Below are 16,624 nucleotides of genomic sequence, written 5' to 3' on the forward strand. Positions count from 1 at the left end.
GAAGCATTCGTCATGTCGGCCCCTGGCGCCCCTCCGGCGCCTGCCGCACCCCCGGCCCCGCGCGTCAGCCAGGCGACCGGGAATATCGTGGTGACGGGAAGCACGTCGCGCACGGCCCCGGCGGTCCCGTCGGTGCAGATCGACGCGTGGCAGCCCGATCGGCCCTATCTGGAGCTGTATGACGGAAAGCCCGCCGATTTTGCCGAACGCTTCCGCGAGGCGGAGGCGCGGCACGGGGCCTTGCCGATCTTCTATCTCGACACCGCCGCCTGGCTCGCCCGGCGGGGCCGTGTGGCGGAGGCCAGCGAAATGGTCTTGTCGGCGCTGGACCTGCCGACCGCCGACGACACGACGCTGGGCATGGTCGCCGACCGGCTGGAGCGGTACGGCGACTGGGACCGCGCGGTCGAACTGCGCGATCGACAGGCGGCGCTGGACCCCGACCGGCCGCAGCCGCGCCGTCTGCTCGCGCTGACCCTCGCCCGCCGCGCGGCCGTCCGCCCGGCCCAGGCCAGGGCCGACCTGACCCGCGCGATCACGCTGCTCTATGCCATCGCGACCAGCCCGCAGGCGGACCAATGGGACGGCATCGACCTGATCGCGCTGAACGAGGCCAATGCGATGCTGCCGCGCCTGCGCAAGCTGGGCGGCAAGGTGGAGATGGACCCGCGCCTGGTCATGCTGCTCGATGTCGATGTGCGGGTCGTCATCGACTGGACCACCGATGCCTCGGACATGGATTTGTGGGTCGACGAACCGACACGCGAGCGGGCGATCTACAACAATAACCGTACCGCGATCGGCGGGCGGCTGTCGCGGGACATGACGCGCGGCTATGGGCCGGAGGAATATATGATCCGCGTCGCGCCGCCGGGCACCTATACGGCGCAGGCCAATGTCTTTGCCCCTGACCGGATCGATCCGAACGGCGCGACCATCCTGACCGCGCACCTGTTCCGGAATTTCGGGCGGGCGAACGAGACGGTCGACAGCGTGGATATCGAATTGAAGCGCGATGAAAAGGGCGCGCGGATGATCGGTCGCGTCGTCGTGCCGGGCAAGCCGGTGTCCGGTAAGGCACCGGTGAAGGACATGGCGCCGCTACCCTGATCAGGGGGGCGCGCTATGGCTGGTTTTACGAAGCGATAAGGGTGTAAGGGCGGACCATGGCCGAGCAGAGTCCGCCCTTTCCGTCGTTCCGCAAATGGACGCCTTCGCGCTACCGTGCGCTGCTACGGGCGCAGGGGCCGGGATCGGTCAAGTTCCGCACCCGGCTGGCGATCCTGATCGGCGCGGTCGCGATCGGGCTGGCCGCGACGGTCTTTGCCGAAGCGGCGGATGCGGCGGGCGAGGTCTTCACCCATTTCTCGCATCGCTATCACTGGGCGCCGCTGGTCGTGACGCCGCTGCTGTTCGCGGGGCTGGTCTGGATCACGCGCCGCTTCGCGCCGCTCGCGCGCGGGTCGGGCATTCCGCAGGTGATGGCCGCGCAGGCCGATCCCGAGCGGGCGACCGGCGGGCTGGTGTCGATCCGCACCGTGGTCGCCAAGGCCGGGCTGACGCTGGCGGCGGTGCTGGGCGGCGCTTCGGTCGGGCGCGAGGGGCCGACGGTGCAGATCGCCGCCGCCATCATGGGGCTGACCCATCGCATATTGGGCGTGCCGCTCCGCGGTGCGGTGCTGATCGCGGGCGGCGCGGCGGGCGTCGCGGCGGCGTTCAACACGCCGCTGGCCGGGCTGCTCTTCGCGATCGAGGAACTGGCCTCCGCCTATGAGCAGAAGGTCACGCTGCTGGTCATCGCGGCCATCGCGATCGCGGGCATGGTCGCCCAGTCGGCGCAGGGGGATTATGTCTATTTCGGGCTGATCGGCGCCCATATGCCGATCGTCACCGCGCTGGTCGCGGCCCCCGTCGCCGGGATCGTCGGCGGGCTGGCGGGCGGCGGCTTTGCCCGGCTGATGCTGATGATGGCGACGGGCACCAACCGCGTGACACGGTGGAGCAGGCAGCGGCCGATCCTGTTCGCCGCGCTGTGCGGCGTCATCGTCGCCGGGCTGGGCGTCGGCACCGGCCTGACCTGGGGCACCGGCTATGGCGCGGCACGGGCGATGATCGTCGGGGTCGATGCGCCGCTCTGGTTCGGCCCGGCCAAGTTCCTGGCGACCCTGTCGACCGCGGTGGCGGGGCTGCCCGGCGGCATCTTCGCGCCGTCGCTGTCGGTGGGCGCGGGGCTGGGCAATCTGCTGCGCTCGGTGTTTCCGGACTCGCCCGCCTCGGCGATCGTGATCCTGGGCATGGTCGGCTATTTCGCGGGCGTGGTCCGCGCGCCGCTGACCGCCGTCATCATCCTGTCCGAGACGACCGCGAGCCGCGGCCTGATGCTGCCCATGTTCGCCACCGCCTTCATCGCCGACGGGGTCAGCCAACTGGTGTGCCGCGAGAAACTGTACCATGGCCTGTCGCGGACCTTTGCGATGGGGCGGGGGGATGAAGGCGTTGGGCGATAGCGGGTTGGGTCGGGAAACGCCCACTTGCGGACACTCCGGCTTCCCGAAAGCAGTCATTCATTCAGCGCGATCATTCCCATTTTCCCATCCTCAAGCGCCAGTTTCGGGAAAAAGCAATCGGGAACAGATTTTGGGAAAGCGGACGCTTCGGACCCCTTATGGACACGAACGGCAGGGCAGCCTTCCCGCATCACGTTCGTTTTCGGGAAGGTGGCGTCATTCACAACCTTCGAAGTGACGACAGGTTGGCAGCACCGCTATCAAAACCGCCTCCCAAGATGGTTCGCGGTGGTGCATCTAAATGTTGGTAGCGAAATCGCGCTACTGACCTAAATACGCATGGCGGGTCGCCTCTTCCTGCAAGTGGAGGCGAAAACAACCGCACGAAAGGGGGTGTTTCCCATACTCGACGTAGCTATGCTGATTATCAGCGTCGCCGCATTCACGGTTCAGGTCGTGCAGGCGGTCCGCAATAAGTAAGGCCACTATGGCCGCTTAGCGGGAGAGAAGGCGGGGAACTGCAATGAACCGCCTTCTCTTAAAACGATTTGGCCCCGACCCGCTGCAACGGTTCGGGGCCATCGTTTGCCGGAAGAGTAATCGTGTCACCCATCGACGTAGCGATTCAACAATAGGTTGAATCTCTTTCGAGTTCAATAACCCCCCGCATTTTTCCTAACGTTGGACATACCGATCATGTCGCCCATCGGAGCCATCCGATCGTCACCCCGTTAGCAGCTAATCCGCGCTTCCCGAAACTTGATCCTTTGCGGGAAAGGAGGGGTGGCGCAGCGTCGGCCATGGGGCATTATTCCCCTAAGCGGAATGTCGGCTTCCCACCCTAATCGGACATGCCGCTATCAGGGAACGGCCTATCCGCTCCCCATTTTCTGCCGCAATCGTTCCAATGCGATCCCCGCCAGGTTCTGCGTCCGTTTGACGTAACGCAGCCGCAACCGCGCGGGATGGGGCAGGGCGGACCAGCGTTCGAAATAGGGGCGGCAGAGCGGGGGCACGCGCACCTTGCCGTTAGCCTGGGCAATGACGGCAAGCGCATCGCCCAGCAGGATCGCATCGCTCACGCCGCGCTCATGCGCCAGGCGGGTCGCGGCGATCAGGGCCAGCCATTCGGCCTCCATCGCCGATCCCGGCCCCAGGTCGCCTTCGATCAGCGCCTGTCCGCCCAGCACCAAGGCATATTCCATCCCGCCGGGTCGACAGCCGCCGTCGAAGAAGATCTTCACACCGCCCCGATGCTTCGCGCGACCGCCTCGGCCGTCTTGATGCCGTCGACCGCCGCCGACAGGATGCCGCCCGCATAGCCTGCGCCCTCGCCCGCCGGGTACAGGCCATAGGTGTTCAGGCTGTGCCCGTCCTCGCCGCGCGTGAAGCGGACCGGCGACGACGTGCGCGTCTCTACGCCGGTCATCACCACGTCGGGATGGTCGTATCCGGCGATCTGCTTTCCGAAGACCGGAATCGCTTCGCGCATCGCCTCGACCACGAAGTCGGGCAGGCATTCGGACAGGTCGGTCGGCGTCACGCCGGGGCGATAGGAGGGGGTGACCGATCCCAGGCTGGTCGAGGGACGCTTGGCCAGGAAGTCGCCGACCCGTTGCGCCGGGGCCTTGTAGTTCGATCCGCCCGCGACATAGGCGCGCTCCTCCCAATGGCGTTGCAGCGCCAGGCCCGCCAGCGGATCGCCCGGAAAGTCGCGTTCGGGATCGATGGCGACGACGAAGCCCGAATTGGCGTTGCGTTCGTTGCGCGAATATTGGCTCATGCCGTTGGTCGCGACGCGGCCCTCTTCGCTGGTCGCGGCGACGACCGTGCCGCCCGGGCACATGCAGAAGCTGTAGACCGTGCGCCCGTTCTGGCAGTGGTGCGAGATATGGTACTCGGCCGCGCCCAGGATCGGGTGGCCCGCCTGATGCCCGAAGCGGGCGCGGTCGATCCACCCTTGCGGATGCTCGATGCGCACGCCGATCGAAAAGGGCTTGGCCTCGACATACACGCCCGCCGCCTGGAGCATCGCGAAGCTGTCGCGCGCGCTGTGGCCGATGGCCAGGACGACATGATCCGCCTCCAGATAGCCGCCGCCGTTCAGGTGCAGCCCGCGCACCCGGCGCTGGCCCTCGCCGTCCGTCTCGACGTCCAGCCCGTCGACGCGGGTGGAGAAGCGATATTCGCCGCCCAGTTCCTCGATGGTCGCGCGCATGCTCTCGACCATGGTGACCAAGCGGAAGGTGCCGATATGGGGATGCGCCTCGGTCAGGATTTCAGGCGGCGCGCCCGCCTTGACGAACTCGGTCAGCACCTTGCGGTTCAGGTGGCGGGGATCCTTGATCCGGCTGTAGAGCTTGCCGTCCGAAAAGGTGCCCGCCCCGCCTTCGCCGTACTGGACGTTGGATTCGGGATTGAGCACGCTGCGCCGCCACAGGCCCCAGGTGTCCTGCGTCCGCTCGCGCACCACCTTGCCGCGCTCCAGGATGATCGGGCGGTATCCCGCCTGCGCCAGCACCAAAGCGGCGAACAGGCCGCAGGGGCCTGCACCGATGACGACCGGCCGCTTCGTGCCGGGCGGCGGCGCGCTGGGCAGGTGATAGCGGGTGTCGGGCGTCTTCTGAATATCGCGATCACGGCGGAACCGCTCCAGCACGGCGGCCTCGTTCTTCAGGTTCACGTCGACCGAATAGACGAGCTGGATATTGTTCTTGTCGCGCGCATCATGCCCGCGCCGGGCGACGACGAAGCGCACCAGTTCGCGCGGCGTCACCCGCAACCGGCGACAGATGGCGGCGGGCAGCGCCTCGTCCGCATGGTGGAGAGGCAGTTTCAATTCACTGAGGCGGATCATCCCGCGCGCCATATAGAATTGCGGGCGCTCCCGCCATCGCGCTGTGCGGCGGGGGCTTGGGGGGCGACGTTCGCGGACACCTGCTCTTCCCGCGCCTTGCAGAGAAGAGGCGCGCGCGCCGTGAAGGGCGACCGATTCTGGTCGCCGAGGCATCGGGACTATCCGGCGGATCTATCGCCCGCCGACCGCGCGGCTCAGCGGGGTTTCGGGGAAGGTGGGTTCCGCCAGGATCTCGGCCTGGAGCGCGGGCCAGCGTTCGCCGAACCAGTAATCTCCGCGTTCGGCGCGCAGGATCGGGTCGTGTGCGGTGGCGACATCCTCGATCGCGACCGGCCCATGGCTGGGAATGTCGAAGAAGACGCGCACGACCGGCGTGGTCGGACATTCCCCTTCGCGCACCACGATGCCCAGCCGGTTGGAGCGCAGCCGGACCAGCGCGGCAAAGGGCTGGATCCCCAGATTGGCGATGAAGGCGCGCAGCGTCTCGGGGTCGAAATGGCCGTCCCATTCCAGCATCTGCGCCAGGGCCTCGTGCGGCGACCAGGCCCGCTTGTACGGGCGGATCGAGGTCACGGCATCATAGACATCGCAGACGGACGAGATACGGACGAACTGGCTGATCTCGTCGCCGCGCAGGCCGTCGGGATAGCCGGCGCCATCCATCCGCTCGTGATGATGGCGGCACACGTCCAGGATGCGCGGGTCGAGATCGTTCATGTCGCCCAGGATCCGGTGGCCGAGACCCGGATGGCGGCGGATTTCCACCATTTCCTCGGCGGTCAGGCGGCCGGGCTTGTCGAGGACATCGGCGTCGATCTGCATCTTGCCGATATCGTGCAGCAGTCCGGCCATGCCGGCGACATGCACATCCTCCTCACTCAGGCCCAGATGACGCGCGAGGTTCATCATCAGGGTCCCGACCGCCACCGAATGGATATAGATATACTGGTCCCGGTCCTTCAGCCGCGTGACCGCGATCATCGCGGCGGCGGACTTGGCGGTCGTCTCGGCAATGTCCTCGACGATCGGGACGAGGTCGCGGGTGCGGATAGTGCGGCCCAGCCGGGCCTCGCCGAACAGCTGGGCGACGGCGGCGGCGGCGCGCGCGGAGACGGCGCTGGCCCGCTCGACCTCGGTCGCGGGTTTGGCGCGGCGCGGACGCAGGGTCGTGACGATCGGCTGGGTGATCGCCTCGACGACCGGGGCGGGCGAGGATTCGGGGGTGTCGACGGCGGCGATCGTCACGGGGCCGCGCCCCTTGGTCAGGTCGATGGTGACGGACGGCACCGATGCGCGGATCTTCTCCAGATCGTCCGGCTCGGTCAGGAGGAAGGACTTTCGCCAGAATGGATTGTGGATCCACGAGCAGTGCAACGCCTGGATATACATGCCGAGCGTGACCTGTTGGCTCTCGATCTGGAGGTATCGATTCGTGGTCGGCTGCTCTTTCATCCCGGAAATTCTAGCTTCGTGTCGTAAAATTTTCGTTTCGGGACGATCGGATTCCGCATTTCGGGGAAGGCGGAGGGCGACGTGCAGGGGCGCGGCCCATTGTCCATTTCCGGCAGTTCCAACGGGCCAATCCGGCGGGAGCGAACGGCTATGGCGCGACCACCGCCCTTAATTTCAGCATGATAATCATTAGCAATCGCATTGACAGTGAGAATGTTTCGCAATAGCCGAGCCCCTCGAAGGGGAAATATTCATGTCGCATTCGTTCATCGCATTGTCGTGCGTGGGCTTTCTGGCCACCGCGCCGCATGTCGCCGCCGCAGAGACCGGCCCCCGCACCGAGGGCATGACGCCGCCCGCCGCCGCGGCAAAGACACAGGATTCGACCGGCGGGCGCGACGTGATCGTCACCGGCCAGCGCGGCACCGGCGCCGCTGTCCTGGAAAGCCCCAAGGCCACCGCCGCGCTGCTCGATACGCCGCAGACGATCACGGTGGTCAGCGAACAGACCATCCGTAAACAGAATCTCCAGACGCTGCGCGACGTGCTCCAGACGCTGCCGGGGATCACCTTCGGCGCGGGCGAGGGCGGCGGCGGTTATGGCGACTCGATCAACCTGCGTGGCTATTCGGCCAGCAACGACATCACCATCGACGGCGTGCGCGACAGCGCGCAGTATAGCCGCACCGACCCGTTCAACCTGCAACAGGTCGAGGTCTATAACGGCGCGAACAGTGTCTTCAACGGATCGGGGTCGGTCGGCGGCACGATCAACCTCGTCTCCAAGGTGCCGACGCCCGAGACGCTGACCATCATGCAGGGCTCGGTCGGCACCGACAATTATTATCGCGGCGCGATCGACAGCAATGTCCGCGTGTCGGATCTGGTCGCGGTGCGGCTGAACGGGGCCTACCACCATAACGACGTGCCCGGCCGCGATGTCGAGAAGATGCAGCGCTGGGGCATCGCGCCCTCGGTCACGATCGGCATCGGCGGGCCGACCAGCCTGACGCTCGCCTATGTCCATCAGGAGGACCGCAACACGCCCGTGTACGGCATTCCGTGGTTCGACAACGGGCTGGTCGACGGCTTCGTGCCGGGCGCCAGGCGCTCCAGCTATTTCGGCATCGCCAATCTCGACCGGCAGGACAGCACGGTGGACCGCTTCACCGCGACCTTCCGCCACCAGATCGACGAGCATATGAGCGTCCGTAACCTGACCCGCTGGCAGCAGGTCACGCAGAACAGCGTCACCTCCGCGCCGCAGGGCATTTTCTGCCTGGCCGCGACCAACCGACAGCCGGTGACGGCGACGCCGGGTGCCACTATCGGCGCGGCGTGCCCGGCCAATCTGTCCGCCGGTTTCTACCAGCCCTCCGGCCCGCGCGGGCTGGTGCGCGATCAGCAGAACCAGATGCTGATGAACCAGATCGACCTGCGCCATGAGGCAGGCGACAAGGGCGGCCTCCACAATGTCCTGAACATCGGCATGTCGGGCGGAATCGAGAATTACCGGATCACGCAAGGCTCGCTGCTGCGCAATGCGGACGGCAGCGCGGTGACGCTGCCCCCCATCAACATCGCCAATCCGAACACCAATTATGCCGGGCCGATCAACTTCGTCGCCACCGGCCAGTCACGCAGCGAGACGCGCAGCCTGGCCGTCTATGCCTTCGACACGCTGGCGTTGAACCGCTTCTTCGAGCTGAACGGCGGGGTGCGCTGGGAATATCAGGAAGCGAGTTTCCGCGCCCTGCCGCTGGCGGCGGCCAATGCCGGTCAGCTCGCCTATCAGCCGCAGATCAGCCGGGAGAAGCTGTTCTCGTGGCGGGCGGGCGCGGTGTTCCACCCGGTCGAGAATGTCAGCGTCTATGCGGGCTATGGCAACGCGAAGACGCCGTCCTCGACGACCGTCCGGCTGGGTTGCGGCGTGCCGTCGACCGCGACCGCCGCGAACCCCTGCGCCGTGGCGCCGGAAACCGCGAAGAACTATGAGGCGGGGGTGAAGGCCGGGCTGTTCGGCCGTCGGCTGGAGCTGACCGCCGCCGTCTTCCGTAACGAGCGGACCAATTACCGCGTGCCCTCCAACGATCCGGCGCTGCCGGTGGGGTTGCAGGTGCTGGACGGGCGCAGCCGGGTGGACGGCATCGCGCTGGGCGCGTCGGGATCGATCACCCCGGCCTGGACGATCTTCGCCAACTATACCTATCTCGACGGCAAGGTGCTGCAGAGCATCTCCAACCGCGACAAGGCGGCGGGTGTGCTCGATCCGCAGGCCGGTGCCGAGCTGGTCCAGACGCCTGAGCATTCGGGCAGCCTGTTCACCACCTACAAGCTGCCCTTCGGCCTGGAGGTCGGTTATGGCCTGACCTATCAGGGATCGTTCGCGACCAACTTCCCGGTCGCGGGCAACCGGGTGCAGTTCCATGTGGACGATTATCTGATCCACCGTGTCTTTCTGGCCTATACCATCGCCCAGCGCTGGACGATGCAGCTCAACGTCCAGAACTTCACCGACGAGAAATACGTCACGGGCGTGCGCAACAATATCAACGCGACGACCGGCAACATCACCGGCGGCTGGGCGATCCCCGGCGACCGGCGTCAGGCGACGCTGAGCCTGTTCTACAACTTCTGACCGGACTAGCCTTCGTCCATGTTGATCGTCCTTCCCGATATTCTCGATCCCGCCGGGGTCGCCCAGGTTCGCCGCGTCATTGACGGCGGCTCTTGGGCGGACGGCAACGCCACCTCCGGCCCGCAGGCGGCGCTCGCCAAGCGCAACGAGCAGTTGCCGGAGGATTCGGGGGCGGCGGTCGAGGCGGGGCGGATGGTCCTTGATGCGCTGGGGCGGTCGCCGCTGTTCGTGGCGGCGGCCCTGCCGCTGAAGGTCTATCCGCCGCTGTTCAACCGCTATGCGGGCGGGCAGGCGTTCGACGTGCATGTCGACAATGCCGTGCGGCTGAAGCGGGGCAGCGATTTCCGGATGCGTTCCGACCTGTCGCTGACCCTCTTCCTCGAAGACCCGGACGTCTATGACGGCGGCGAGCTGGTGGTCGAGGATTTGTACGGCGAGCAGCGGGTGAAGCTGTCGGCCGGGAGCGCGGTCCTCTATCCCGCCTCCAGCCTGCACCGGGTCGAGCCGGTCACGCGGGGCACGCGCGTCGCCTCGTTCCTGTGGGTCCAGTCGATGGTCCGTGACGATGGCGAGCGGCGTATCCTGTTCGACCTGGACCGCGCGGTGCAGCGGGTGGGGGCGGACAAGGGGCAGGGGGATCGCTCGGTGGTCGAGCTGACCGGCGTGTACCACAATCTGCTGCGCCGCTGGGCCGACGCATGACCGCCACCACGCTCCCCAAACCGAAGAAGCGCAAATGGCGCAGCTGGTGGTTGAAGCAGTTCCACACCTGGCACTGGATCAGCGCGGCCGTGTCGCTGGTCGGCATGATGCTGTTCGCGATTACCGGCCTGACGCTGAACCACGCCGCCAGCATCTCGGCCAGCCCGAAGACGGTGCAGAAGAGCGGGCTGCTCGCCCCCGGCCTGCGCTCGTTGCTGGCGCATCCCAAGGCCAATGACGCACCGCTGCCACCGCGCGTCGCCCAAGCCGTCGAACGCGCGGTCGACCTGAACCCCGCCGGGCGCGCGGGCGAATGGTCGGACGGCGAAGTCTATGTCGCCATGCCGCGCCCCGGCGGTGACGCCTGGGTCAGCATCGACCGGACGAGCGGCGCGATCACCTCGGAGCGGACCGATCGTGGCTGGGTCTCCTATCTCAACGACCTGCATAAGGGGCGCAATGCCGGGACCGCCTGGTTCTGGTTCATCGACGTCTTTGCGGTCGCCTGTATCGTCTTCACCCTGACCGGGCTGCTGCTGCTCCAGATGCATGCGCGGCACCGGCCCTCGACCTGGCCGCTGGTGGCGGCGGGGTTCGTGATCCCGGCGGCGATCGCCGTCTTCTTCCTGCACTGACGGAGAATATCACGATGCGATCGACCGCTATTCTGGCGCTGGGCGCGGTGGCACTGCCGGGGGCGGCGGGGGCCGCGACGGTGAACGTCACCATCCCGCGCCTCAACGTCGCCGAATATCACAAGCCCTATGTCGCGGTCTGGCTGGAGCCTGCGACCGGCGGCCCGGCGCGCACGCTCGCCATCTGGTACGACGTCAAGAAGACGGGCGGCGAGCCGGGCACCAAATGGCTGTCCGACCTGCGCGCCTGGTGGCGGAAGGGCGGGCGGAGCATGGCGATGCCCGCCAGCGGCATCAGCGGCGCGACCCGCGCGCCCGGCACCCATGCGATCCCGCTGCCCGCCGACCTGAAGCCGGGCCAATATGTGCTGAACGTCGAAGCCGCGCGCGAGACCGGCGGGCGCGAGCTGGTGCAGGTGCCGCTGACCGTGCCGAACGCCAATGGGCGGGCAAGCGGCAGCCATGAACTCGGCGCCGTGACCGTCTCGGCGCGCTGATACAGGGGAGGATTTATGAAGACGCATCGTTTGAAGCTGCTCGCCGCCGCCGCGCTGCTGGCTATCCCCGGCCTCGCCTCGGCGCATCGCATGTGGCTGCTGCCCTCGGGCACGATCTTCTCCGGCACCGATAGCTGGGTGACGGTCGACAGTGCCGTCTCCAACGACCTGTTCTATGCCGACCACCAGCCCGGCCGGATCGAATGGGTGAAGGTGTGGCAGCCCGACGGCACGCCCGGGCGGATCCAGAACGGCTCCACGGGGCGCTATCGCTCGGTCTTCGACGTGCAGCTCGACAAGCCCGGCACCTGGAAGATCAGCAGTGCCATGTCGGGCATCATGGGCAGTTTCAAGGTCGACGGCGTCGAGAAGCGCGTCGGCGGTCGCGGCGGCCCGCCAGGGCCGAACGGCGTGCGCCAGCCGCCGCTGACCGTCGCCGACATTCCCGCCAATGCGACCGACGTGACGCTGACCGAGACGAGCGCGCGCAACGAAATCTTCGTCACGGCGGGCGAGCCGACCCGCACCGTCCTGAAGCCCACGGGCAAGGGACTGGAACTCGATCCCGTCACCCACCCGGACGAGCTGGTCGCGGGCGAGACGGCGAGGTTCCGCTTCCTGGTCGACGGCAAGCCCGCGCCGAACCTGAAGGTCACCATCGTCCCTGGCGGCAAGCGCTACCGCGATGCCGAGGGCGCCAAGGAGGTGACGACCGATGCGCAAGGCGTGCTGAGCTATGCCTGGCCCACGGCGGGCATGTACTGGCTGAACGCCACGCTGACCGACGAAAAGCCCACCGCCCCTCGCGCGACGCAGCGGCGGATGAGCTATACCACGACGTTGGAAGTCATGACCCCGTGAGGGTCGTCCTGCCGCCTCGGATCGACCCGGCTGCCGTGGCGAACGGCGATCCGGCGGCGGTCGTGACATTGGGCGGCGAGACGATGGGGACGATGTGGCGCGTGCTCTACGCCACCCGCGACGTACCCGGCGCGCAAGGCGTGGGTGTGGCGGTGCAGGCGCGACTGGACGATCTGGTCGCGCAGATGAGCCACTGGGCGACCGACTCGGAGCTGGTGCGATTCAATCGTTCGGCACCGGGCAGCTGGAGCGCGCTGCCGCCCGATTTCGCAGCGGTGATCGACACGGCCCTGCGCGTCGCAGCGCTGAGCGACGGCGCGTTCGATCCGGCGATCGGGCATCTGGTCGATCTCTGGGGCCATGGGCCGAAGGGGCCGCAGCCCGTGCCCGATGCGGCGGCGATCGAGCAGGCCCGGTCCGTGAGTGGCTGGCGGCACCTGCGCTGGAATGCCGAAGGGGCGACGCTGTGGCAGCCGGGCGGCATCGCGCTCGACCTGTCAGGCATCGCCAAGGGCTATGCCGCCGATGCGGTCGCCGACACGCTGGCAGGCTTGGGCTTTCGACACTGCCTGGTCGAGGTGGGCGGCGAACTGGTCGGGCGCGGCACACGGCCCGATGGCGATCCCTGGTGGGTCGATCTGGAAACACCGCCGGGCGTCGATCTGCCGCCGATGCGGGTGGCGCTGCACCAGATGGCAGTGGCGGGCAGCGGGACCTATCGCAAGGGCGAGCACGGCCTCGATCCGCGTGCCGGGTATGCGCCGACGAACGGGGTGATCGCCGTCCATGTCGTCGCCGAAACCGCGATGCTGGCCGATGCGCTGGCGACCGCCGTCGCGGTGCTGTTCCCCGACCTGTCCGCGCTGGCGCCGATGCAGGTGGCGGCGCGGGTCGTGGTGCGTAGGGGGGATGGAGTGGAGGAAATTTTGACGAAGCCGCTTCGGACAATGCTCGCCTGACTTTCCCCCCTGTAAGAGGAGGGGGACCAGCGAAGCTGGTGGAGGGGTGTCCCCCCTCTCGATGGCGCGACACCCCTCCGTCAGTCCTGCGGACTGCCACCTCCCCTTGCAGGGGAGGAATTTGGTTCAGAACCGCCCCCTGAGCGTCACGCGCACATTGCGCGGCGCGCCGGGCATCGTCCACACATCGGCATAGCTGCTGGCGATGTAATAGGTATCGAACAGGTTATCGAGGTCGAGCCGCACGTCGAAGCGCGGGTTGACCGCCCAGCTCGCATCCAGTCGCGCCACCGTATGGGCGGGCAGGCGATAGCCGCTGGCGAAGGGATCGCCATTGCGCGCACCCACATGGGTCACCCCGCCGCCCAGCGTCACCACGCCCAGCCGCTGATGCAGGTCGAGCGCCGCCAGATGCCTGGGCACATTGGACAGCATCGTGCCGATCAGCGCCGCATTCTTGTCGTTGCGCACCGTCGCATCGGTATAGCTATAGGTCGCGGTGCCGGTCAGGCCGCTGGCCAAATGCAGGTCGGCGACCGTCTCGACGCCCCGTGACCGCTGGCGACCGATCTGCGTCTTGACGAAGACGTCGATGGCATTGGGGTTCAGCACGTTGCGCTTGGTCATGGTGAACAGCGCGGTCTGGCCGGTCAGCGCGCCTCCGAACAGGCTGTACTTCGCGCCGACCTCGGTCGAGCTGCTGCGCTCGGCATCGAAGCTGCTGACCCCGTCCGAGGGGTTGAGCCGCAGCGACTGGCCCCAGCTGGTGAAGAGCGAGACGTTCGGGCTCGCCGCCCAGGTCAGCGCCGCGCGCGGGGTGATGCCGCGATCGACCGTGTTCAGCACCAGGTTGCCGCGCGCATAATTGGTCATCGTCTCGCGGAAATTGTTCCAGCGCGCGCCGATCAGCGCGGTGAAGTCGCCGAAGCGGATCAGGTCCTGCGCATAGACGCTCTCGCTGCGGAACGCGTGGTGACGGTCCTGGAACGCGGTCGGCACCGGCAGCGGCTGGCCATAGACGGGGTTGAAGGCGTCGATGGTCAGGATCGGCGCGCCCGGTCGCCCGCGCGCCTGGTCCATGCGGAAGTCCAGGCCATGCCGCACCCGGTCGACCCCGACACGGATGTCGTGCGACAGGCCCAGCCAGTCGACCTTGGCGGTCAGCTCGGCCCGCGCCGTCAGGTCCTGCCAGCGGAAATCGTGGAAACGGCGCGACCGGCCGATCGTCCGGCCATCGGCCTGCACCCCGCGCGCGCCGAAATCGACTTGCGTGGCATAGCCGGTCAGGAAGCCGTCACGGCTCGACAGCCCGGCCTCCAGCGAGATGCGGTCGGTCAGCGCGGCAAAGACGCTGCCCTGTTGCCACAGCATCCGCTGGGTCATACGGCCATCGGCGGGCTCGCCCAGAAAGGTGTCGCGGTCCATGGCGCGCGCATCGCCCCTGATCGCCGCCACGCCGCGATCGATCGGCGCGCGGTTGCGCATGAACTCGCCCTGATAGAGGAAGCGCAGGTCCTGCGTCGGGGTGAACGAGACCGAGGGTGCGATCAGCAGGCGGTCGGTGTGGACATGGTCGCGGAAGCTGTCGCCTTCCTCCGCCACGCCGATCAGCCGCGCGGACAGGGTGCTTGTCACCGGGCCGCTGATATCGCCCGTCGCGCGCACCCGGTTCCAGCTGCCATGGCTGAGCGAGGCTTCGCCCCGTGGCGTGGGCGTCGGCGCCTTGGTGACGATGTTCAGCGACCCGCCCGGCTCGCCCATGCCCGACAGCGCGGCGGCGGCGCCCTTCAGGAACTCGAAGCGCTCGACCGTGGCGACATCGACCGGGGCGTTGAAGCCCAGATTGCTGCTGAAGCGGTTGATGAGGATGTCGGGGCCGCTATTCTCGTTCCCTGCAAAGCCGCGAATGGCATATTTGTCCCACAGCCCGCCAAAGTCGTTCTGCCGCGACACGCCGCCCGCCAGGTCGATCGTGTCGTCCAGCCGCGTCGCGCCGGTCCGGTCGATGATCGCACGGTCGATGACGCGCAGGGACTGCGGATAGCGGTTGGGAGGCGTGTCGGTGCCGGTGATGCTGGCATTGGCATCGCGCAAGGCCGTGACGACGATATCCTTCTGCGCGTCGCTGCCGCCATCGACCGGGGCGGCCAGCGTCTGCGCCGCCGCATCCTGGCTCATCGCCACCCCGGCCAGCAGCATCGCCCGCCAGATCACCTTCGACATATACGGCCCCCAATCGATTTCGACGCGGCCAATATCGATAATGCTAATAACTCTCAATCGGAAAGCGGATCTGTTTTGGTTTGGCCGGTGGGATGACGTAGCGTGTCACGCGCCTGCCATGCGCCGCAGCCATGGGCCTCGGGCGGCGTTGCGCCTTGGCATAAGTCTATGAAGGATGATCGAAATGACGGTGGTGCGGCGGACGATTCGTGGTGTGGCTCTGGCAGCGGCGGGGTTGCTGGCGGCGGCAGGGGCGATGGCCCAGCCCCTCACTGGGCCGATCAAGGTCATGACCTTCAATGTCCGCTATGCCTCGGACGAGGGTGCGACGCGCTGGGCCGTGCGGCGGCCGGTGATGGTGGCGCTGATCCGCCGTGCCGCGCCCGATGTGATCGGGACGCAGGAGCTGCTCCAGCGGCAGGGCGACGACCTGACCCGTGCGCTCCCCGGCTATCGCTGGTTCGGGCGCGACCGGATGGGCGGGCATGCCAATGAGCATATGGGCATTCTCTATCGTCCCGACCGGCTGACGCTGGTCGAGCATGGCGACTTCTGGCTGTCCGAGACGCCGGACGTCGTCGGCAGCCAGAGTTGGGGCACCGACCTGCCACGCATGGCGAACTGGGCGGTGTTCGAGACGAAGGGGGCGAAGCCGCATCGCTTCCTGTTCCTCGACACCCATCTGGCGCACCGTGACGAGGATGCCGAGGCGCGCGACAAGGCGGCGGCGCTGATCCTGGCGCGGCTCCCTGCGCTGGCGAAGGGCCTGCCGGTCGTGGTGGCGGGCGACATGAACGCCCGGCCTGACACGGCGGCCTATCGCCGTTTTGCGGCGGCGCTGACCGACGCCTGGCCCGCCGCCGCGCGGCGCGAGGGGCCGGAGATGACCTTCCACGACTTCACCGGCACGCCCGACCGGCGGATCGATTATCTCTTCCTGCGCGGGTTCAAGGCGGACGCGATTGCGACCGATACCTATCATCAGGGCAGGACGTACCCATCGGATCACTTCCCGATCGAGGCGACGCTGACGTTCGAGGACGATCGCTGAAATCCTCCCCGGCACGGGGAGGTGGCAGGACGAAGCCCTGACGGAGGGGGGCTTCCGCAAGGCATGTGCTGCGTGGCACGCCCCCTCCACCAGCTTCGCTGGTCCCCCTCCCCGTGGCGGGGAGAATCGTTTCCCGATAGCGTTATCATTTGCTCGCTCCTATGGTCCACGAGACAGTTGATCGCGGCGCGGAATCGCGCGGCCGCGGGCATAGGAGAGGGATGAGATGCGGATGGGGCATT

At 67.5% G+C, this 16,624-nt stretch carries 13 protein-coding genes; 9 read left to right on the top strand and 4 right to left on the bottom strand.

Annotation, left to right across the window (positions count from 1 at the left end):
- Positions 1–1,110: hypothetical protein (locus BSZ14_RS15495; RefSeq protein WP_206744345.1), on the top strand; the 1,110-nt coding region annotated here is incomplete at its 5' end.
- Positions 1,111–1,166: 56 nt separating this feature from the next.
- Entirely contained in the window at positions 1,167–2,507 is a 1,341-nt protein-coding gene (locus BSZ14_RS15500; protein WP_042485476.1) for a chloride channel protein, read from the top strand.
- A gap of 872 nt (positions 2,508–3,379) precedes the next feature.
- Here BSZ14_RS15500 and BSZ14_RS15505 read toward each other — a convergent pair.
- From BSZ14_RS15505 to BSZ14_RS15515, 3 genes are all read right to left on the bottom strand, one after another.
- Positions 3,380–3,751, bottom strand: a complete 372-nt coding sequence (locus BSZ14_RS15505; RefSeq protein WP_198930534.1) for a reverse transcriptase-like protein — start codon at positions 3,749–3,751, stop codon at positions 3,380–3,382.
- Entirely contained in the window at positions 3,748–5,364 is a 1,617-nt protein-coding gene (locus BSZ14_RS15510) for an NAD(P)/FAD-dependent oxidoreductase (protein ID WP_042485768.1), read from the bottom strand. Before BSZ14_RS15510 ends, BSZ14_RS15505 begins: the two co-directional genes overlap by 4 nt.
- A 171-nt stretch (positions 5,365–5,535) precedes the next feature.
- Positions 5,536–6,816 (bottom strand): HD-GYP domain-containing protein, encoded by a 1,281-nt coding sequence (locus tag BSZ14_RS15515; protein WP_076711608.1) that lies wholly within the window; start codon positions 6,814–6,816, stop codon positions 5,536–5,538.
- 253 nt (positions 6,817–7,069) lie between these two features.
- On the opposite strand from BSZ14_RS15515, the gene BSZ14_RS15520 reads away from it, so the two are divergent.
- Genes BSZ14_RS15520 through BSZ14_RS15545 form a run of 6 tightly spaced genes read left to right on the top strand, consistent with a single transcriptional unit; the run spans position 7,070 to position 13,108 of the window.
- Entirely contained in the window at positions 7,070–9,454 is a 2,385-nt protein-coding gene (locus tag BSZ14_RS15520; protein WP_076711609.1) for a TonB-dependent receptor, read from the top strand.
- 18 nt (positions 9,455–9,472) lie between these two features.
- Positions 9,473–10,156 carry a Fe2+-dependent dioxygenase gene (locus BSZ14_RS15525; protein ID WP_076711610.1) on the top strand — a complete coding sequence of 228 codons (684 nt, stop codon included), beginning with the start codon at positions 9,473–9,475 and terminating at the stop codon, positions 10,154–10,156.
- Positions 10,153–10,791, top strand: coding sequence for a PepSY-associated TM helix domain-containing protein (locus BSZ14_RS15530; RefSeq protein ID WP_076711611.1), 639 nt, complete (start codon positions 10,153–10,155; stop codon positions 10,789–10,791). The genes BSZ14_RS15525 and BSZ14_RS15530 overlap by 4 nt, the downstream gene beginning before the upstream one ends.
- Before the next feature lie 14 nt (positions 10,792–10,805).
- Entirely contained in the window at positions 10,806–11,288 is a 483-nt protein-coding gene (locus tag BSZ14_RS15535) for a DUF2271 domain-containing protein (protein ID WP_076711612.1), read from the top strand.
- 15 nt (positions 11,289–11,303) lie between these two features.
- The gene (locus BSZ14_RS15540) at positions 11,304–12,149 is read left to right on the top strand and encodes a DUF4198 domain-containing protein (RefSeq protein ID WP_076711613.1); all 846 of its coding nucleotides are present in this window, start codon (positions 11,304–11,306) and stop codon (positions 12,147–12,149) included.
- Positions 12,146–13,108 (top strand): FAD:protein FMN transferase, encoded by a 963-nt coding sequence (locus BSZ14_RS15545; RefSeq protein ID WP_076711614.1) that lies wholly within the window; start codon positions 12,146–12,148, stop codon positions 13,106–13,108. Before BSZ14_RS15540 ends, BSZ14_RS15545 begins: the two co-directional genes overlap by 4 nt.
- Positions 13,109–13,234: 126 nt before the next feature.
- On the opposite strand, the gene BSZ14_RS15550 is transcribed toward BSZ14_RS15545, so the two are convergent.
- Complete coding sequence (locus tag BSZ14_RS15550; RefSeq protein WP_241823785.1) at positions 13,235–15,331, bottom strand: TonB-dependent siderophore receptor; 2,097 nt, start codon at positions 15,329–15,331, stop codon at positions 13,235–13,237.
- A 175-nt stretch (positions 15,332–15,506) separates the two neighbouring features.
- On the opposite strand from BSZ14_RS15550, the gene BSZ14_RS15555 reads away from it, so the two are divergent.
- Positions 15,507–16,382 (top strand): endonuclease/exonuclease/phosphatase family protein, encoded by an 876-nt coding sequence (locus BSZ14_RS15555; protein WP_076711615.1) that lies wholly within the window; start codon positions 15,507–15,509, stop codon positions 16,380–16,382.
- Positions 16,383–16,624: the final 242 nt, after the last annotated feature.

This window comes from Sphingomonas sp. Sph1(2015) (assembly GCF_001970915.1).
GTDB classification, from domain to species: domain Bacteria; phylum Pseudomonadota; class Alphaproteobacteria; order Sphingomonadales; family Sphingomonadaceae; genus Sphingomonas; species Sphingomonas parapaucimobilis.